This window comes from Nonomuraea sp. NPDC050022 (genome assembly GCF_044460705.1).
Taxonomy (GTDB): Bacteria; Actinomycetota; Actinomycetes; order Streptosporangiales; family Streptosporangiaceae; genus Nonomuraea.
Genome location: NZ_JBITKE010000005.1, coordinates 598,458 through 617,779 on the forward strand (window position 1 = coordinate 598,458; position 19,322 = coordinate 617,779).

The following is a 19,322-nucleotide window of genomic DNA, read 5'->3' on the forward strand; positions in this document are numbered from 1 at the left end:
GAACGCGCCGACATTACCAGGAGGTCGTGTGGACAGCACGGTGTGGGTTTCGATCTTGACAGGTGGGACGGCGATCCTAGCGGGATGGGTGACCAGCCTGGGGAACGCTCGCGCAGCACGAATCCAAGCCGAAGCGTCCGCTAAGGCTCAGCATCATGCCCAGATTCGTGAAGCACGTCGGACGGCCTACCTCGAGTTCTTGGAGCAGGCCCACATCACGGGCGAGCTCTACTACAGGCTCGGCGACGTCTACATTCAACTGACGCAGCAGGACAAGCAGTTAGAGAAGATTCAAGACTTACGTACTGCCCTGCGGGACGCCTATGATCCGCTGGCACGATGCGCCAGGGTGGTTCTCCTCGAAGGGCCAGAAGCCGTCGCCGCAAAGGCAGAAGCCGTCATACAGGCGACCACGGATGCCAACGGAGCGCTGTGGTATATCGCGCAAGGCGCCCCCGAAGGACGTTCCCGCTTCGACAGCGCCCACCAAGTGTTCCGTGATCGGCTGCAGAGCTTCATCGAAACGGCCCGAGCAACCATAGGTACCCCGTAGCGGTTTGCCGGGGCACTCTTCTCCACCAAACCTTTCGTACGCTGACCTGCGATTTCTTAGCCTCCAACGTTGGCCTTCCATGCCTTTGATAGGTCGCATACGGCATCCTGTTCACCTGTAGGACCATGACCACGGGATATCGACCAGCCTTCGAGCACGAAACACTCCATTGACCGACTGCCTGGGGTGGGGTGAATCTCAGGTAACTCGCACCCGGAAGGTCCTACCGGGTTGAACCGCTCTCAGGACGGCGTGCGTACATCTCGTCGAACCCCATATCCGTCGGGCAGGAAGCCTCCGGGTGGATCCGGATGAGAGATAGCCTGCGCATGTCCTCTGAAGATGCCGGAGGCCGGTCATGACCGAGCCACCCCTTGAGCTGCAACCCAAGCCGTTTGACAGCCAATACTCCGGAATTAACCCGGACGTGATGGATCGGTTCGAGCCCCTGTTCTCCCAGGCAGGTGACCTGCTGCGGCGGAACGAGCCCGTGGTGCGGCGAGCCCTGGAGAAGCTGGAAGTGGACGTCTCGGGGTTGAGCGCGATGCGGGAGGCGGAGATCTGGATCCGCGGCAAGCAGGGCGAGCTGCGGCGGCGCAATGACACGATCAAGGCGATGAACGACACGTGGATGGTGTCGTCCGGGACCGGTCTGATCGCGTTTGACGAGGAGTTGCACAGGAAGGTCTCCTCCGACCCGGATGCATACGCGGCGGCGCTCTACCTGCGCGAGAGCGCGAAGAGTTCCGAGGTGAACAAGCAGGCCCTCGCCCAACTGGAGAAACACGCCAAGGATCCGCAGTTCGCTCTCAAACTCCTGAACGCGCTGGGGCCGGAGAAGTTCAACGAAGTGGCGGCCGCAGTCGTACTCAATGAGGGCGACAAAGACGTACAACGCCTGCTGGCCGCCCTCGGCACGGCGCTGGGTGCAGCCAGCGCACAACTCAGCCCCGACTGGCGGCAACGGCTCACCGCGAACCTCCAGCTGGGCCCGCATCGGGGACTCGCCCGGGTCCTCACCCATGGGACCTACAACAGCGCGTTCCTGCTGGAGGTGGCCAAGAAGCTGGATGCCGCCGAACGGGGTGCACTTCACTCAGCCGCTCACCGGCGGCACCCGATGGCGGACGTAATGGAGGCGCTGAGGAAGAACCCACAAGCGGCCCAGGACTTTTTCAACGGCGGCGACACGCTGAAGTACTACACGACCGTACACGAGCTGGGCGACGGCGGCGTCGCGGTGGGCAAGGCATTGGAGGCGGCCACGATCACGTTCCGAGACCACAGCGGGTCAGAGGCCCGCCCGTCCTCGGGATACGTGTCGGCCAAGCTGGCCTCATATGTCATTCACCTCGAATATGAGCGGATCAAGGCAGGCACCCTCGAAAAATCGCTGGTGGCGCCCCTTTCCGTCGGACGCATCCTGGGGGCCTACATCCCCGACGTCGCCCGAGTGGCAGCGATGCCGGGCATCGAGAAGCCGGGCGTGTACATGGAGGACAATCCCAGCCTGCCCGGCCGGGAGGAGTGGGGTGCGCAGTTCTCCAAGGAAGAACTACGCAGCGTTATGAGGGAAGCGTTCAAGGCCGACGACAAGGCTCTCGCGCTCGTCACGGCAGCTCAGACAGCCTGGGCATCCAGACTGCTCGACAACGGTGTCGGCGTGCTGGCAGCAAAGCAGGGCACCGGAGGTCTGAGCAACGCGGCCCAAGAGGCCGGCGCCGGCTTCGGCCTCATCATGGACGCGGGCAACATCGCCAAAATTGACCTGGCCAAGGATATGGACGAGAGCCAGAAGCGCAACGTGAAAGCCCTTTTGGCCGTCGTCAACACCGGACTCGCCTTCCCACAAAGTGCGAGTTGGCCGATCGGGGCGGGAGTCCTCGGAGCCTGGAGCGGCATGATCGAGGATAGTGTCAAGGGCACCGCAGAGAAAGCCGCCGTGTTCGAGGCAAACACCACCCTCGAGCAGACTCGAGCACTCCTCCATCAGCTCGGTGCCCAGGCCATGCTCAACCACGGCCTGTTCGGCTCCTCCAACCCTCCCGCCAAAACTCATCCGTGGGCCTCGCTCAGCGATCTCAAACCCGGAGATGACCCGCTGAAGGCTCCAAACAATTTCCTCACGAAGGATGGCCAGCTGATGACCCCTGATGAGATGAGTGAAGGCACCGGGAAACGGTTAAACGCCTATCAGACCTGGCTTTACCGGCAGACGAAGAACAACCCATGGCTGGAGCTAGGGGTCCAGAGCCGACTCAACGAAGGTTACAATCTCGGCATATCGGCATACAGGTAATCATGAGGAGCTTAGTCTTCCGGACGATGATGGCCGTGGTCGCGGTGATCGGGATGAGCGCCTGCGCTGGGAAACCCCCCGAGAAGGTCGACGCCTCCCCGCTTTCGACGGCGTACGCCGCGCCCTTCATCTGCAACTACGTCCCCAAGGCTGCCGTAGAGCAAATGACCGGCGTACGAGACCCGCTGGCAACCGGCTCCCTGAATCTGGCAGCGAAGGGCCAATCTGCCATCGGCGCCTGCTCCATCTTCCAGAACAGCGGCGACAAGCCTTCCATCCTCCGCATCATGCTCGATACCGCAGGCTCACGTGGGCAGATCGACGAACAACTCCGGGACGGTTCGAAACCGCTGCCCTCGATAGTTCCCGACGGATTCGGTTACTACGTGAAGGACACCGATATGGAGACCCGGGTGGGTTCCGTGCTGGTGCGCGGCAAGGTGCGGCTAGGCATCGAACTCGTACGCGGTGCCAAGGGCCGCGACAACGAGGCGGACGTGGTGGCGTTGATGAAACTGATCGCCCCCAAACTCATCATGGGCACAGGCACTCCTCCTCCCGACACGAAGGATTGAGCCATGGCCGACATGGTCCCCAACCCCCTGCTGCCCGCTTTAAAGGACGCGCTGCGTACGATCGAGCCGCTGATCCACGACATGCAGCAGGCGCTCACCAATCGCGCCAAGGACTTCCACTCCGGCCGCATCTGGACCGGCCCGGTAGCCAAGGACTTCGATGGTGAACTCGACCGGCAGACAGGACGGGTCATACATGCCGGCGAGACCATCCTGAACGACCTCCGCCTGCAGATCACCCGCACCGCAGAAATGGTCACCGAGCAAGACGCCTTGCGCCTGATCCGCCGATACGACCTGTGATGACGTGCTTGGCCTCGCGTCCAGGGCTCTGCTTGTCTGTGTTGCGACGGCGTTGAGGGTCATCTGGGTTCATGCCGTACTTGTCGGGCCGAGGCCACCGCATGCGATGGCCCAGTGACATGGAGCAGGTTTGTAGATCTCGGGGTCAGATCCACCCCGGATGAGCTGGGCGGACTACAGATGCTCAACCAGGCGGCGAGGATCGCGCGGCGGCGGCCCGGGGAACGGCCGCGATCACGAATCGTCCCGTTGGGTTGACTCTCGGGTTACCCGAGGTCCGAGGGTGGTGTGGTGGACGACGACGAGTTGATGACAATCGGCCGGTTCGCCCGGCTGACCGGGTTATCGGTCGGCACGCTGCGGCACTACGACGAGGTCGGCCTGCTGTCGCCGGCATCAGTGGACCCCGCCACCGGGTACCGCCGGTACCGCATGGCGCAGGCCGAGCGCGCCCGGCAGATCCGCATGCTGCGATGGGACGATCTGCCGATCGAGGAGATCCGTCAGGTCATCGACGACCAAACCGGAGCCACGACCCGCCAAGTCCTGGCCCGGCACCAGCGCCGCCTACAACGTCAGCAAGACCTGCTGACCGCCAGGATCGGCGACACCATCCGCTTCCTGCAGGAAGGAATCACGATGCCCAAGGTCCTGGCCGGTTGCCGGCCCATCCAACTCAAGATCGCCGTTGACGACCTCGACGCCGCGATCGCGTTCTACGTCAAGGCGTTCGACTTCCGCTACGACGTGGCTCGGCGTACCCAGGAAGCGGACTACTCCGCGTTCCTGTTCGGCACATACGGCCAGGACGACTTCTTCCTGGTACATCTCATCGCCGGCCAGGAGCGCATGGATCAGCCCGGCACGTCGACGTTCGGGCTGCTGACCGAGGACATCGACACGTACCACGCCCGCGCCATCGACGCCGGCGCAACCGAGGCCGTTGCCCCGCACGATGCCGAAGGAATGCCCCGCTGCTCGGCGATCCGTGACCCCAGCGGCAACTGGATCTGGCTCTACCAGGCCTGACCCATGGGGTCAGCCTCCTGCCTCGAAGCGTCGGGGACGGGCGGGCTGCTGATCGAATCCCGCCGCTATGGAAACTCCTACGCGAGCGACGGTCACCGCACCGACCGGCTCACCGTGGCCGGGCAGGTGCCGATTGTCCACCTGGGCGCCATCGCAGACATCTGCCGCTCCAACCAGCCCGGCTTGTGACTCATCGTCCTGCTCTGGATCCCTCGCCAAGGGCTGCGAGCAACGCTCCCGCCAACGCCGCGACCGCGACACCTCCAGGCATGGGATGAGACGCTTGCCAACCTGAACGCCCACGAGGAGGGCCTGTTCTTCTGCCGCTTCCGCACGGATCAGGCCGCCCCACATGAGATCGCCGAGCAAACTGTCAACACCAACAGCGCGGCCACCCCATAGTTACCGTGCCTGACCGGTAAGGATCTGCATCCACAGCGTCCGCGCAGCGCAAGCGGACATCCACGCACTTTCCAGGATGTCCGCAGGCTCATCGAACGGATAATGCCGAACGAACCACAGGCCGCCGGCCGTGCAGAGCTCGAACATCGGATACCTACACGCGCACGTATGATCGCGAACCCGAAACCGATCAGCGCGAGGCAGGACCGGCACCCACTCCACACGAACGGCCCCTGCCTGCGGAGCCGCCACATGCGGACCGTGATAGTCGAACTGCGGAGGCAGACAACTCACGACCTCACCGCCATCCGAGCCTGATCCTGGAGCAACGACACGAAGGTCTCCGCGTCGTCCGCACTCACGGTCTGCCGCAGGCCCTTGTCGATATCGGCGTCCCTGAGGCGGACACCGCGCAAGGTCGCGTAGAACACGCCCGCATCGCTACAGAACAGCGACCAGGCCGGGAACGCCGCACGAAGAACGTCAAGGTCATAGCTGGGCATCGCCATGGCGCCACTCTAACGAGCCCTGTACAAGCCTGTCCATGCCATGACAAGACATGGGTCGGAACAATCTGTATGTGCAGGTATTTCTATGGTTAGAGAGTGATTGAGTTCGAGCCCGATCGCTTCAGGTGGGAGCAGATCGCCGACACCCTCCGCCAGCGCATCAGCGACGGCACCTACCGGCCCAAGCACCTACTGTCCGAGGTGCAGCTCATGCAGGAGTTCGGGGTAGCCCGCGGCACCCTCCGCAAAGCCATGCAGCGACTACGCGACGAAAAGCTCATCTACACAATCCCCAACCTGGGCAGCTTCGTCGGCCAACGCAACGTACCCAACACCACTAACGACAAGCCCGCCAGCGACAAACCTTGATCAGGCAGGGGTTCGGTCAGCGACGGACGCCCTTAGGACCAAAGTCTCCATGACGCGCCGTTGTATCCATGCAGCGTTACTCGCTTCGCATAGGTCCCGCGTAGCAGGAGATCATCAATCCAGGGCAGCGACACCGATGAGCTGAAGGGCCAGCCCTCAGAAAGTAGACCCTGGGGCCGGCGAGCCAGAGGATCGACTACTACAACGAACCGAACGCGCACGCCGTCAACAGCTCGCCCCATCCGTAAACGTCGTGGTCACGAACAACGCCGGCAAACTGCTGATGCGCCGGTCCGACAACGGCAACTCGGGCGGCCACGTCCTCGGCGAGTCCATCCCGCAAGCGACCTCCGTCCCGTCATCCTCTACACCCGAGGTCCCGCAGGAGATCTCCAGAGTCCACACAGCCCAGGCGGTCAGCAGCCGACCGATTCCCAGCACGGAGTCACGAGAAGTGCTGTGAATCCCTCAGGACGAACGCGGCAACTACGGCACGCCCCGCTCATTCGACTGAAGATCAACCCCTACCTCCGAGGCAACGGCCTACACATCGACTGAGCCAGTCAGCGATGTCAAGTATCAATCGCAATGAATGCCATGGCCTCTGGGCGAGATAACCGCAGATCAGAGGCATGATCCTTCATCGGATGAGCCTTTTCTACGGTTTCAGGGGCCCCGCCGCCTTCGGCGTCCCGGCTACGCGTCGGGCGGTCACGTGACCGCGCTGCGGCTCTTCGGCTGGTCGAGGCCAGCACCGCCCACGCGATCCTTTTCAGCCGTAGACTTCCAGCTACCTGGACAGACATCAACGCCAGTAGCACCGTCATTGATTGGATCCGTATGGCGTATCAAGTGTTGCGGGAGTTTCTGGGGCCTGACTCTACCCCGGTCCGCCTGCTAAATACTCCTCAAGGGTGCAGCTTGGAAGTTAGCGGCGATCGAACTCCCGTTACAGCAGGGCTGGCCCAAGTAATTATTGGCACCCATTCGAACACTCTCGCAAGAGGTTTCGAGACGTTCGGCCCTGGCAAAAGCTCTGTTCCTGCATGGCTGAAGGAACAAGTAGATCCAGATGGCCTATCTGTAATGCTCGACCTAACCACGGCAAGGGATAGTCTTAATTCACTTGATGCGCCCGATGTATTCACGCTACTCGACCTAAGTGCGATCGCCGCTGCTGCAGCTTTCTATGATGAAATAATCCTCCAGCCCTCTAGCCACGAATGGGATGCACCATCTGAATTGGGTTTTAAGGTTTTGACCTACGATAGCAAGGTGGGCGTACCCGCCGAGCTGCACTCTATATATGCAAAGCAGGTTAATCAACTCGGCCACGAGCACTTCCGCAAGAGCATCGAAGATGCCTGGAGCGAGTTTTATGGCAGACGAGAAACTATCTATCCTAACGCCTGTAGCAGCTACCAGAGCTCTCCGCCATATTGGGACGGCATTGTGGCTTCCTACTTTAAAGAAAGCATAGAGACGCGTGATTCGACTTTCCTGGCCATCCAAACAGTTAGGACAATGTTCAATTCGCAACTTGCATCCGAACTAGGATTGCCTTATATTGCATCATCGATGCGCACGCCGATAGTCGAAGTTATTGCAAATATGTCCAGGCGCCTTGAGCTGCTAGTGCTTGACGTACTTTTGCCGAAAATGCAGCCCTCAACGAATTCGACGCCATCTAATTCTGGTGCCGTCGCACGCGAATGGCGCTCGCCATTTATTTTCGGGCTGGTCCTTAATCGAATGAAGCGCCCGGAAGATTTCCTTCCTGTAGTGCGCGACCTCCGGGCTGAATTTGCCCCCGTGCGTAAGCGATTGAGAAAAGACCGAGAAAAGTGGGTTGGCAACGCTGCAAACTATGCCGAACGGGTGCTGCGAGAACTCGACAGAGATATTGCAAAGGCAATCACTGCTGGAGCAGATCAGTCGCTGGATCAGAGTGTTAGGTTTCAATCAGCTAATCTGAATACCATCACCCCCGCTCTAACTCCAGTTGCCTTTGTCGTCGCAGCGGTTGCAAAAAGCACGTGGTCGCCTATTAGAGAGCATGCGTTTCGTCGTTGGCTACGTCCAGAGCTCTTTATACTCGGGCGTGCACGTCGACAAGCGATGCAGCTACTTAGTCTTAACAATAGAATTAAGTCTATCTGGAGATCTGATATCTCAAATGGCCAGCTTGCCGCTTTGGAGAAACTTGCGATATCCCTTCCGCGCGAGGGACTTAGGCCATCATGATATCGGCACCCCAGAGACGGACGCTGCCCAGAGTCGCGTAGAACACGCCCGCATCGCTACAGAACAGCGACCAAGCCGGGAACGCCGCACGAAGAACGTCAAGGTCATAGCGCTCGTGTGAACCCTGTTCAGGTGACATGCGACGACCCTAGAAGCCGTAGCGTAAGCGAAGGGACACACTCTGTATCCCTTCGCTCCTGTCAGATCATCAAGCCGAGATGGTCCGCGAGTTCCCGCGCCTGCGGCCGCAGAGCGGCAGGGCCCGTCTCGCATAGGTCGAGGGTCATCCGGCGCGCATAGCCGTTGTAGCGGATGGTCTCCGGTGCAGCTTGGTGCGCGAGCTGCAGCGTACCGAGGACCGCCGCGTGGTCTCGCTGCAGCAAGTGGGCACGGGCCACCTCGATCAGATGCCGGCCGCGTCGCGGACGGGACGGAATAGGTACGGACTCGGCGTGGTTGCTCTGGCGCGCCGACTCCCCACCCTGATGGAGCTCAACCGCGATGGTGACGGCGTGCGGACGCATGATCACCCGCGAGAACGAGGTCCACGGCTGGTAATAATCGCCAGGGAGCCGATCCGCGACCCGCGCCGCCTCATCTCAATGCCGCCACGCATCACCGATGTCGCCGGTACGTGCCGCGGTGAACGCCAGCTCGAACAACAACGCCCCCCACATGGCGAGCAGGTCCGTACCCGGGTCATCCATGTGCGACTCGATGGCCGCCATCCCCTGCCTGTTGATCTCATGCGCGGCGTCGAAGTCAGCGGCCTCCCGATGCACCTGAACGAGGAACTACACCGCACACGACAACGCCAGCGGATCCTCTGACTCCTGCGCGGCGGCCAGCGCCCGGTCGGCCGCCCGCCACAACAGGTCCGGCGCGGGCTGGTAAGCGACGAACATCTGAGTCAGGCCATAGGTCTCCGCGAGCAGCGCTTGGGCGGTGCGCCGATGATCGCCTCGGTACATCCAGGCGGCCAGCTGAGCATCGCGAATCAGGTCGGGCAGCAGATCACCGAGGGCAGTGCGGTGATCGGGAGGCATGCCTGATCCGCCACGCCGCATCGAGTCGTACCCGAAGGCTGGTGAGCGGCTGCACGGTGCCGCGCGGCTGGAGCGGTACGGCGTTGACAGCCTCTCGGACAGCGCTCAGCGCCGGATGGCCGGAACCGGTGAACATCCGCACAGGTATGGACTGGTCGCCAGTGAGCTCGCTTAGGTCGCGAACGCGCAAGGCCTCAGCGAGTTGCAGCAGGATCGGTAGCCGGGGATTCTGCTGACGGCGGCCGTGCTCGACGGCCTTCAGCAAACTCTCGGACTTACCGACCAGGCCGGCGAGGACTTCACGGGTCATGCCGCGACGCTCACGCAGGTGCTGAACGCGCTGGCCAATAGTGCGTACCGGTGCCGGACGGTGGTCTCCAGCGCCACCTTCAACGCGCTGGCCGACTACTGGGCCAGACGGCGACGTAGGCACACGCCCCCACTCAGCGAGCGCATCGTGCGACTGCTTCGCAAGCCAGACGCACGCTGCCCGCTCTGCGGAGACCACCTCCTGGTCGCCGATCACGAACCAGCGCACCCACACGAGTGGGAGCAATGGCACCGAACCGTCCGCAAAGCGATCACCAAGCACACCCTGGAGACCGCCGACACCGGACGGGCCGGCCCACCGGACAAGGACCGGATCCACCTCATCAACACCCACTGCCGCCGCCAACTCCCACCCGCGGGAGGCAGCCAACAAGCACTTCTGCCCACCACGCCGCCCTCGCGGCTTGCTTGAGCCGTGTGCGGGGACGACCCGCACGCATGGTTCTGAGGGGGCCGTGGTGCAGCAATGCACCGGGGCTACCCGCCCCCCACGCGCCGATCGGTCGCACAACGGCTTGCGTCAATGCCAGCAGCGCACTACTTGTAGCGGCCAGGGTTATGCCGTATCAAGCCCAGTCCCAGGCGGTTTGGGCGTAACCTCTGTGGGTGGCTTCAACCCCGCTCCCTAGTTCTTGCGGTGTTGAGCCTGCCCGTTACTCGGGACAGATGAGAACATGCCAGACTGGCTATTGAGTAGAGGGAGAGCGAGTGTCAAGGCTGACCGATCTGATCCGCCAGGCAAAGAGAATAGACCCCCAGCTCGGCGCCGACCTCGAAGCCGAGGTGGGAGTACTCTCCCGCCGTCGACCCTTCGGGCTGAATTTCGAACGCCATCAACCTGAGGCTGTGGAGCTACACCAGCGCCCCGTTCGAAAGAGTGACAAGGTGCGAATTCTGCCTCCCCGCGGAGAGACAAAGCGGGTCAGCCAGCAGCTCTGGCGAGTTGAGAGCGTCGACACTGTAGATGGAATTAAGGTCGGCCAGCTGACTCTCATTGACGCCAAGGAGCCAGAGACGCGAATTGTTCCAATCGAGGACCTGGTCGTCGTCGCTGAGTTCCGCGACCGGATCTACCCTGGCCTGCGCTCGACCGGCGTGATAGCTAGCGGCGGCAATCAACCGTGGCACGCGATCATAAATGGAGAGAATTTCCATGCGCTGGAATTGCTGCTCTATACGCATGAGGGTCAGATTGATTGCATTTATATCGACCCACCATATAACACGGGTAAAGATGAATGGATTTACAACGACCGACACGTGGACGGCGATGACCTATACCGCCACTCCAAGTGGCTGGCGTTTATGGAGCGACGCCTTGTCCTTGCCAAGGAACTTCTGAAGGACACTGGCATCATCATCGTAGCAATCGGAGATGACCAACATCATCGCCTGCGAATGCTTATGGATCAAATTTTTCACGAGCAGAATTTCATCTCAGACCTGGTATGGCAGGGCGGTCGCAAGAACGACTCTCGCTATGTCTCAAACGGCGCGGACTACATGTTGGTCTATGCCAAGGATGAGACAGCTCTTGCGGAGCGTGGTGTCCGATGGCGTGAGCCACGACCAGGGCTTGAGGAGATCGCTCAAGCCGCAGCACGTGCTTGGGAGGAATCAGCCCACGATCAGACAGAAGCCACACGCCTCATGAAGGCGTGGATTTCCGATCTGCCTGAGGGGCACGTAGCTAAAGAGAACAACCGTTTCTATGACTTTGACCCCGACGGTCGCGTGTTTCGAAAGCGGGATATCTCATGGCCCGGAGGCGGTGGACCGCGATACGACGTACTACACCCCATAACACGTCAACCGGTTCGCGTGCCAACTGGAGGATGGCGCTTCTCCACGCCAGAACGGATGCAGGAAGTAATCAATGCCGGCCTAATTATCTGGGGTAAGGATCACACCGAGTTCATCAACCAGAAAACCTATCTAGACTCAGACAAAGGCATGGTGCCTATATCCGTTTTCGAACAGAAAAGAACCTCTGCATCCAAACGCATGCAGATACTCTTCGGCGACCGCCGATTCCCGTTCGCCAAGGACCATACGGTCCTGATGCGCTGGCTTGACCTTGCGGCGCCGAGAGACGGCATAATTCTCGATTTCTTCGGCGGATCCGGCTCAACAATGGAGGCAGTAATGCGCCTCAATGCCCAGGACGGCGGGTCCCGTCAATGCATTCTCGTGACAAATAATGAGGTCGGCTCAAAGGCGACGCGGACGATGCTAAAGGCGGGTTTGCGTCGAGGCGATCAAGAGTGGGAAAAGAACGGCGTCTTCGAATATGTGACGAAGCCTCGCATTTCTACCGTAGTGTCAGGTCAGCGCCCAGACGGCTCCGCATATGAAGACAATGTAGATGCTAATGTCGAATTCTTTGAATTGACTTACGAATCTCTCTGGCGCGTTGCCCAGAACCGTGCTTTCAAGGCGATTTCTCCTATCCTGTGGCTTCGCGCTGGTGCCAAGGGGCGTCGCATTGACTCTCTCGCAGATGGCTGGGATGTAGCGGATACATTCGGCGTGCTCCAAGATTTGGATAGGAGCGCCACATTTGTAGAGAAAATAGTGAACTCTCCCAACGTGAGGGTCGCCTTCATCATTACCAATGATGATCGTCGCTTTCAGATGATCTGTGCCGATCTTCCGGAACATGTGGAGCCAGTAAGACTGTACGAGTCCTACCTGAAAAACTTCGAGATCAACGCAGGAGCACAAGCATGAAGTTCACGCTAAAGGACTATCAGAGCGATGCTGTGGCTGAGGCCTTGAGCAATCTAGCCGATGCGCGAGACTTCTTTCATCGTGACAAGCCTCGGGTGTCCTCCTTTGCGCTTACTGCGACGACCGGCGCCGGCAAGACCGTAATGGCGGCAGCCGTGATCGAGGCCCTGTTCGGAGGCAATGACGATTTGGATTTCGAGCCCGACTCAACGGCTGTTGTCCTGTGGTTTAGTGACGATCCGAGCCTGAATGAGCAGACACGCTTTCGCCTCCTCGAAGCTTCCGACCGGATCGGATACTCGAACCTGGTTGTGGTCGAGCATCCGTTTTATGCGGAGAAATTCAAGGCAGGCAAAGTATATTTCCTCAATACTGCGAAGTTGTCGAAGACGTCGCTGCTCACTAGAGGGCATATTGATGAGAACGAAGATCATATCCCCGGATTGGCGATCGGCAGTGGTCCGGATCTTCAGGCCTATACAGTCTGGGAGACCATTAAAAACACTATTGAAGACCCCAATCTAACCCTCTATATGGTCCTCGATGAGGCCCATCGAGGGATGGGCACATCGAAGGTTTCAAAAGATAAGCCGACCATCGTCAAACGCCTCATAAATGGCCACGCAGGCTTTCCGCCAATGCCGGTTGTATGGGGCATCTCTGCGACTGTAGAGCGCTTCGAAGCAGCTATGAAGGCTGCTGAAGTTTCAGGAAGTCGGATGACTCTACCTCGAGTATCGGTGGACTCCAGGAAGGTACAGGAATCAGGGCTCTTGAAGGATGACATCATCCTTGATTTCCCCACAGAGTCTGGCGCGTTCGACACTGTGCTACTTCGACGAGCGACTCGCAAGATTGTGGATTCCACCAAGGCGTGGTCGCAGTACGCTGCTGAGCAGGGCGACACTGATCCCGTGGTCCCGCTCATGGTCCTCCAGTCTCCCAACACTCCGGATCCACACATGCTAAAGCAGGCGCTAGATGTGATCTTCGAAGAGTGGGGCGATCTAACTTCTGACGCTGTAGCACACGTCTTCGGTGAGCACGTTACAAAGGAGTATGGTCCGTGGGTCGTGCCCCACATTAGTCCGGAGCGGGTACAGGACGCGAAGCACATTCGAGTTCTCATCGCCAAAGATGCTATCTCTACCGGTTGGGACTGCCCGCGATCCGAGGTCATGATTTCATTCCGGCCCGCCAAGGATGCCACACACATCACGCAACTGCTGGGTCGTATGGTCAGAACCCCACTTGCACGCCGAGTTCCAGGAAATGAAAAATTGAACGCGGTGGAGTGCATTCTACCTTTCTTTGATCGGAAGACAGCTAGTGACGTAGTCGACGTTCTCATGGGAGTCTCAGATGGACTGCCTGACCCCGACAAGGGGCGCCGCATCTTGATCAGAGCTGAAGAGATGCTGCCTAACGCCAGCATCAGCGAAGAAGTGTGGGAAGCCTTGGAGGCGATTCCGAGTGAATCTCAACCGAAGAGGACAGCTAAACCCGTCAAGCGACTCACCGCGCTCGCGCAGGCCCTCGCACGGGATGGCCTACGCCTTGATGCAGGAAAGGAAGCTCACGCAGAACTACACGCGGTACTAGATGGTCTTGCAGCGCGCTATAAGCCAGCGTTCCAAGAAGCCATCGACGACATACTAACCATGGAAGGTGGAACTGTCGCGGGCCACAGGCGCCTCGGAAAACGCGAAGATCTTACGTTCTCCGAACACGCGGATGATCTTGCTATTCAAGCCTCTTTCCGTGCTGCAGCACGGGTGTTTACCGCAGATGTCGCCAGGACCTATGTGGACCATCTCGCTCCTGAGGATCCTGATGCCGAGGATGATGGTCTCCGTGATGCTTATGTGCACGTAGCAGCACTGGCAAAGCTGCCGAATGCTCTTGAGGATTTGGACTCGGAGGCTGAAAGAGTGACGCGCGCCTGGCTCGACCAGTACCGGGTCGCAATCAAGGGCCTTTCTGATGAGCGCCAACAGATCTACAATGACATCCGAGCTATGAGCACCGCTCCTCAACGGATTAGCCTCATCCGCCCACAGAATCGCATGGAGGAGACTAAGAGAAAGGACGCGAACAACAACGAGGTCGCTCTACCTTATCGAACCAAGCACTTGCTGTCGGATTCTCATGGCAACTTCCCTGTTGCTTCACTGAACGAATGGGAGTTGAGTGTACTCGATATCGAGATGACCCGGTCGGACACGCTGGCTTGGTACCGAAATCCCTCCCGATCTTCTGCGGATTCATTGGGCATAGCGTTCTATGATGTGCAGGGTGCGTGGCGTACTATGCGCCCAGACTTTCTCTTCTTCTCCGTGCATAGCGGACAGGTCAAGGTCAGTATCGTCGACCCTCACGGTCATCACTTCTCCGATGCTCTCCCGAAGCTGAAGGGCCTGGCCAGATTCGCTGCTGAGTACGGCCCTGAGTTTCATCGGATAGAAGCCGTGGCTAAGGTCAATAACAAGCTCCGAGTACTCGATTTGACTAACGAGAAAGTTCGTCAGGCAATCGAGGGCGCCGATTCTGCCGAGGCGCTCTACTCGGGTCCGTCTGCTCACAGTTACACGTAGCAGTCAGAATCTCGTGGTGGTGTTGCGCGAGCTGTGCTTATTATGCGCTCAAAATCCGGACGTCGGTTGGCGGATGCCGGTACGATCGCGGACTTCGGTACCGCGGCTCATGGCTGGGGCGGTCGCGGCTGGCCACCTTCAAGACCGCGCTGAAGAACGCGCTGCGGGCCGCGGCGGGTGCTGCAGCACAACGGGGCTCCGGGCCGCATCGCCGCCGACGACGACGATCGATTGCTGTATGTCTACATCGCCCGCGCCGACTGGCTGGTCTGGTTCGGCGCCGCTGGCAACTGCGAGCCATGCGGCGCTGGACGGCTTCGGCATCCTGCCCTGCTATTGCGGCATCCTGGTCCGCAACGACTACGCGGCCTATGCCTAGCCTCAATGATTTACGGGTTTAGGTGGCTCCGCCCAGCGTGACGGCTTGAGTGATTTGTTGATCTTTGCTTTGGTCTCTGGGCAGGGTGGTGGACCGGCGGTCACGCCGGGGGTGCCGAGTCCACGAGCCGGTGGGGTCGTTCCGGTCGGAGTGTCAGGGGCCAGCGCTGGTGTTCAGGTGGGAGCGGGCAGCGTCAGAACGGATGCGATCGCGTGTCGCAGGTGGTGAGCCCAGGGCCAGGTGTGGGGGATTTTGATGGTGCGTCGCCGTTGACTGCGGACCAGGCGGGCGCTGGTGTGCAGCAGCGTCTAGCACAGGGTGGACGGTTCGGCGATCGCCAGTTCGGCCTCGCAGCACAGCAGGCTAAACCAGGCCAGCAGGTCGCAGCCGATCGCGGCGGCGATGCACCACGTCTGGTTGATGGCCAACGACCAGGAAGGCAGGCTGGCCCGTCTCCACGGTTTGGGGGGATTGATAGGCAGCAGCCGCCGGGCACAGCCCGGCCGCACCCAGTACGCCAGCGCGTTCATGATCTTCCGGCGCTCATGGACGATAGGCCGACCGCCTGGCTTGGGAGCAGGAATCAGCGGGGCGAGCAGTTCCCATTCAGCATCGGACAGATCGGTTGGGTACGGACGCCGAGGGACCATCGCATGCCTCCAGGCCATGTCCCCGACACCCTGCCAGCATGACTCGCTCGATCCTTTTCAGACACCCTCTAGCCGTGTGTTCGTGCTGAGAAGAATCCAACGAATGGCAATCGCATCCGAATAGACCCTGGCCTTTACGTCTCGCGTTGATTTATTCTGTGAAAGAAGGTCGTGATCGACTACGAAGTGTCACTGGCCACAGGGAGAGTCGGTGGAAGTCCCTTCAAGGCAACCCGACGTCCGCAGCCTTGCTGACATCTTGTCGGTCGCACCGTGGGTCGAACTCGAGCAGCACATCGATCATCTACGTGAGCGGGTTGACGCATCCGTTTTGGCCTCACATGAGCGTCGCGAACAGCTTCGTACCGAGATCTTGACGGATACCCCGGGTTTGAGATCGCAAATTAGACGGCCTCCGCCGGAGAAGATGGTCTGGGCCAAAGGCTTACTCCAATCGGGGATCGTTGCGGCCTCCGACGGGACTGTGGCTGCCGTGCCGCTGCTGAGCGGAACGAAGATCCAGGTAGGCGTGGTGATCGTCACCAACACGGGCGAATCCGTCCGCCTTGTGACAAGGGTTTTCGAGCATGAGCTGACCACAACCGGAGACACAGCCCGTGAGTTCTTTGAGAACCTCCGGAAGGTTCACGGGAGCTCGAATCTGGCCAGTCGTGCCCTCATGCTGTTTGGTGAGCGTCAGATCCTTTTCGCGCAGGAGGCAGACTGGAGAATGATTCACGGCGAACTCATTCCCTACGAATTGCGCACGGGTGTCGGCAAGCCGACTGAAAACCTGCCGCCCGTTTTCGATCTCGCTCGCCGGTACATCCAGGACCAGCAGTTCATCGCCGTCAGCGAGAGCCCCGAGGATCTGGATGTGCTCAATGCCGGCATCGTCTTGGAGCCAGGAGAGTTCGTCGAGCTCCGTACCTTGGGCGATGATCTCACCAGGTTCCTGGAGGGTGACGAGGACTCGGGAACGACTAGAGCGGGCTTCAATCGTATTGACCGAGACACGTTCCGAAAGTTCATCGCGGAGGTTGGTCCTGAGGTCGCCATACTACTGATGAAGGCCGGGCATCGACCTTTTCTCCTGGAGTGCCATCGCGAACGCGTGGAGGAAGCCGCTGCCCTGTTCCTGGCTGACGCGCTCTGGACTCGCGGCCTACCCGATGAAGGAGCGGCAGCGACAGCACGAGGGTTTCCGTTCCACATCGACCTCGCCGACAACGTGGCCCGCACAATGTTCAAGGGCGGAGAATTTCGCACCTTCATCGAGACTCGTCTGATGGAACTTGGGGTTGAGCAAGGACTGACCGATCTGGATCCACGGAGGACTCGAGGATGAGCTCAGAGGCTGATATCCGGACGGACACCGGTAGCACCGAGCCAGTGGATGATCCAGAGGAGCAGGCCGAGCAGGTAGAGGAGAGTGACGCCGTCGAGCCAAGCCGACCCGATGCCGAGCAGGACATCTCCGCAGGAGATCTCGAGGCGGCCGAGGCCAGTCTTGCCCGATCTCTCATCACTCTTGGCTTCGTCGCCTTCGACGGGCAGGGAACAGACAACACCAGCAGCAACGTCATGGTGTCCGAACAGCTGCGTCGGCACTTCCGGCGCGACGCCTACGTGGGCATTAGGGACACTGAACAGGGCATTACGTTCCTTGGCAGAGTCGTAGAGGGCCCGTTCCACAGTCCACATGAGATCGGGTCCGATTCGGCCATCAGCCGCACTACGCTGCTTCATCCCGAGCGCACCCAGTTTCGGCCCACCTACTATGCCTCCGGCACTATCGAGATCCTCGGCGAAATTACGGACACCGAAACTGTTCTCCCCACATCGACGCGGCCTCGGCCGTACTCCCAGGCGTTCATCTACCCCAGCGACCGGCTTCGGCGGATGCTTGGTATCGAGGGTGACATGCAACTGGGCTCGTTGCTTGGCTACGACGGCGTCCGAGTCGATGCTGACTCGACGAACAAGAGTTTCCTTCCGCGTAATGTCGGCATCTTCGGAACCGTGGGATCGGGCAAGTCCAACACCACCCAGGTACTGATGGAAGAAGCCATACGCGCTGGGTGGGCGGTGGTGGTGATCGATGTCGAAGGCGAGTACGTCCGGATGGACCAAGGCAACGATGAACACCATCTTGCGCGGATTCTGGAGGAAAGGTTCGACGAGCGCCTTCCGCGCGGCATACCGGACTGTCGGGTCTACGTGCCAAACGCGGGAATGACGGATGCGCCCAGGCCGATTCCATTCAAGGTCCCGATCGCCGACGTGCCTGAGGAAATCGTCGCCGACATCCTCGATCTCACCGAACCCCAGGTTCGCATGTGGGGAGCTATCACATCCCACGCCCGGCGCCAGGCGGAGTCGGCCTCACGCCCTAACAGGATGGGTACCCTTGCTCCATCAACCTCACCTCGTCCCGACCGCCCATACACCCTTAGCCACCTCATCGATGGCTTGCAAGAGGACCAGTCGGGTGCCCTTCCCTTGTTTCCTGGGAAGCCCAGCCAAGCAGAGAAGGCCACGGCGTCAACGCTGAAGAACAAACTGTACAAACTCGGTAGATCCGAGATGCTTGATTGGGGCCCCACCCGAAACACCCCGTACTTGGACGTCGATGAACTCCTCGCTGCCAAACGACTGAGCATCTTCGATGTGAGCGAGACCAACGATACGGCGCGTAACATCGCCATCTCCTTCCTCTTGCAGGCGTTGTTTGACCGAGTGATCGCGGTGCCTCGCGATCAGCCTCTCGGCAAGGACAAGCCGCCTCGTCCACCCGTGCTCGTGGTTATCGAGGAGGTCCACACATTCGTCTCTCGCGCCAGCGCTGGCAGGATGCGCGCGGTACTGGATCAGTTGCAGGTCATCAGCCGCCGCGGCCGTAAGCGCTGGATGGGACTCGCTCTGGTCTCACAGCAGCCTGGACACGTCCCTGAGGAACTGTTCGAACTGGCGAACACGCGCTTCATCCATCAGCTGAAGTCCGCCGGCAATCTCGCGCCCGTACGTGCCACCACAGGCGGCGTCCATGAAGCGCTCTGGTCGACAGTCCCCGCCCTGGGGCAAGGCCAATGCCTCCTAACCGGCTCCGTCTTCCGCAACCCCGTCTTCGTCCAGATACGCCCGGCACGCTCTCGGCGAATGCACACCGCTTGATCACGCTGTCCCCTAGGGTTTCGTGACCGGCGCCGCGTAGGAGTTCCTACGCGGCGCCGCGATTCGGATGCTGAAGAAAGGTGACATGTTCGGTGGCAGCAACCTCCGCTGACGCGACCGACCCCTCATGGCAGTG

The 19,322-nt window shown here is 60.2% G+C and carries 20 protein-coding genes; 14 read left to right on the forward strand and 6 right to left on the reverse strand.

Going from position 1 to position 19,322, the window contains the following annotated elements:
* Positions 1-28: 28 nt before the first annotated feature.
* The 6 genes from ACIBO2_RS24320 to ACIBO2_RS24345 all read left to right on the forward strand — a co-directional run bounded on the left by ACIBO2_RS24320 (position 29) and on the right by ACIBO2_RS24345 (position 4,948).
* The gene (locus ACIBO2_RS24320) at positions 29-553 is read left to right on the forward strand and encodes a hypothetical protein (RefSeq protein ID WP_397299377.1); all 525 of its coding nucleotides are present in this window, start codon (positions 29-31) and stop codon (positions 551-553) included.
* 358 nt (positions 554-911) lie between these two features.
* Complete coding sequence (locus ACIBO2_RS24325; protein ID WP_397299380.1) at positions 912-2,852, forward strand: hypothetical protein; 1,941 nt, start codon at positions 912-914, stop codon at positions 2,850-2,852.
* Between the two features lie 26 nt (positions 2,853-2,878).
* Positions 2,879-3,427: a hypothetical protein gene (locus ACIBO2_RS24330; RefSeq protein WP_397299382.1), complete on the forward strand. Its 549-nt coding sequence runs from the start codon at positions 2,879-2,881 to the stop codon at positions 3,425-3,427.
* Positions 3,428-3,430: 3 nt separating this feature from the next.
* Positions 3,431-3,730 (forward strand): hypothetical protein, encoded by a 300-nt coding sequence (locus ACIBO2_RS24335; protein WP_393481175.1) that lies wholly within the window; start codon positions 3,431-3,433, stop codon positions 3,728-3,730.
* Between the two features lie 291 nt (positions 3,731-4,021).
* Positions 4,022-4,759 (forward strand): MerR family transcriptional regulator, encoded by a 738-nt coding sequence (locus tag ACIBO2_RS24340; RefSeq protein ID WP_397299385.1) that lies wholly within the window; start codon positions 4,022-4,024, stop codon positions 4,757-4,759.
* Between the two features lie 3 nt (positions 4,760-4,762).
* Entirely contained in the window at positions 4,763-4,948 is a 186-nt protein-coding gene (locus ACIBO2_RS24345) for a hypothetical protein (protein WP_397299388.1), read from the forward strand.
* A gap of 503 nt (positions 4,949-5,451) precedes the next feature.
* Here the strand turns inward: ACIBO2_RS24345 and ACIBO2_RS24350 are convergent.
* Entirely contained in the window at positions 5,452-5,670 is a 219-nt protein-coding gene (locus ACIBO2_RS24350) for a hypothetical protein (RefSeq protein ID WP_397299391.1), read from the reverse strand.
* Positions 5,671-5,766: 96 nt separating this feature from the next.
* Between ACIBO2_RS24350 and ACIBO2_RS24355 the strand changes: the two genes are divergently transcribed.
* The 3 genes from ACIBO2_RS24355 (at position 5,767) to ACIBO2_RS24365 (ending at position 8,283) form a co-directional block, all read left to right on the forward strand.
* On the forward strand, positions 5,767-6,039 hold the full coding sequence (locus ACIBO2_RS24355) for a GntR family transcriptional regulator (protein WP_397299393.1): 273 nt from the start codon (positions 5,767-5,769) through the stop codon (positions 6,037-6,039).
* A gap of 253 nt (positions 6,040-6,292) precedes the next feature.
* Positions 6,293-6,502, forward strand: a complete 210-nt coding sequence (locus ACIBO2_RS24360) for a hypothetical protein (RefSeq protein ID WP_397299396.1) — start codon at positions 6,293-6,295, stop codon at positions 6,500-6,502.
* 377 nt (positions 6,503-6,879) lie between these two features.
* Positions 6,880-8,283, forward strand: coding sequence for a hypothetical protein (locus ACIBO2_RS24365; protein WP_397299399.1), 1,404 nt, complete (start codon positions 6,880-6,882; stop codon positions 8,281-8,283).
* A gap of 200 nt (positions 8,284-8,483) precedes the next feature.
* On the opposite strand, the gene ACIBO2_RS24370 is transcribed toward ACIBO2_RS24365, so the two are convergent.
* The 4 genes from ACIBO2_RS24370 to ACIBO2_RS24385 form a co-directional block, all read right to left on the reverse strand.
* Positions 8,484-8,813: a hypothetical protein gene (locus ACIBO2_RS24370; RefSeq protein WP_397299402.1), complete on the reverse strand. Its 330-nt coding sequence runs from the start codon at positions 8,811-8,813 to the stop codon at positions 8,484-8,486.
* A gap of 69 nt (positions 8,814-8,882) precedes the next feature.
* Complete coding sequence (locus ACIBO2_RS24375; RefSeq protein ID WP_397299405.1) at positions 8,883-9,065, reverse strand: hypothetical protein; 183 nt, start codon at positions 9,063-9,065, stop codon at positions 8,883-8,885.
* A gap of 12 nt (positions 9,066-9,077) precedes the next feature.
* Positions 9,078-9,329 carry a hypothetical protein gene (locus ACIBO2_RS24380; RefSeq protein WP_397299408.1) on the reverse strand — a complete coding sequence of 84 codons (252 nt, stop codon included), beginning with the start codon at positions 9,327-9,329 and terminating at the stop codon, positions 9,078-9,080.
* A complete protein-coding gene (locus ACIBO2_RS24385; protein ID WP_397299411.1) occupies positions 9,298-9,639 on the reverse strand; it encodes a multiprotein-bridging factor 1 family protein in 342 nt (113 codons plus the stop codon). Before ACIBO2_RS24385 ends, ACIBO2_RS24380 begins: the two co-directional genes overlap by 32 nt.
* Here ACIBO2_RS24385 and ACIBO2_RS24390 point away from each other — a divergent pair.
* The 3 genes from ACIBO2_RS24390 (at position 9,574) to ACIBO2_RS24400 (ending at position 14,983) form a co-directional block, all read left to right on the forward strand.
* Entirely contained in the window at positions 9,574-10,071 is a 498-nt protein-coding gene (locus ACIBO2_RS24390; RefSeq protein ID WP_397299914.1) for a hypothetical protein, read from the forward strand. The two genes, ACIBO2_RS24385 and ACIBO2_RS24390, sit on opposite strands and share 66 nt — an antisense overlap.
* Before the next feature lie 296 nt (positions 10,072-10,367).
* Positions 10,368-12,389, forward strand: coding sequence for a site-specific DNA-methyltransferase (locus ACIBO2_RS24395; protein WP_397299413.1), 2,022 nt, complete (start codon positions 10,368-10,370; stop codon positions 12,387-12,389).
* Positions 12,386-14,983, forward strand: coding sequence for a DEAD/DEAH box helicase (locus ACIBO2_RS24400; RefSeq protein ID WP_397299416.1), 2,598 nt, complete (start codon positions 12,386-12,388; stop codon positions 14,981-14,983). The genes ACIBO2_RS24395 and ACIBO2_RS24400 overlap by 4 nt, the downstream gene beginning before the upstream one ends.
* Before the next feature lie 687 nt (positions 14,984-15,670).
* Here the strand turns inward: ACIBO2_RS24400 and ACIBO2_RS24405 are convergent.
* Positions 15,671-16,030, reverse strand: coding sequence for a transposase (locus ACIBO2_RS24405; protein ID WP_397299418.1), 360 nt, complete (start codon positions 16,028-16,030; stop codon positions 15,671-15,673).
* Positions 16,031-16,223: 193 nt separating this feature from the next.
* On the opposite strand from ACIBO2_RS24405, the gene ACIBO2_RS24410 reads away from it, so the two are divergent.
* On the forward strand, positions 16,224-17,360 hold the full coding sequence (locus tag ACIBO2_RS24410; protein ID WP_397299421.1) for a hypothetical protein: 1,137 nt from the start codon (positions 16,224-16,226) through the stop codon (positions 17,358-17,360).
* Entirely contained in the window at positions 17,357-19,186 is a 1,830-nt protein-coding gene (locus ACIBO2_RS24415; RefSeq protein ID WP_397299424.1) for an ATP-binding protein, read from the forward strand. Before ACIBO2_RS24410 ends, ACIBO2_RS24415 begins: the two co-directional genes overlap by 4 nt.
* Positions 19,187-19,322 lie beyond the last annotated feature (136 nt).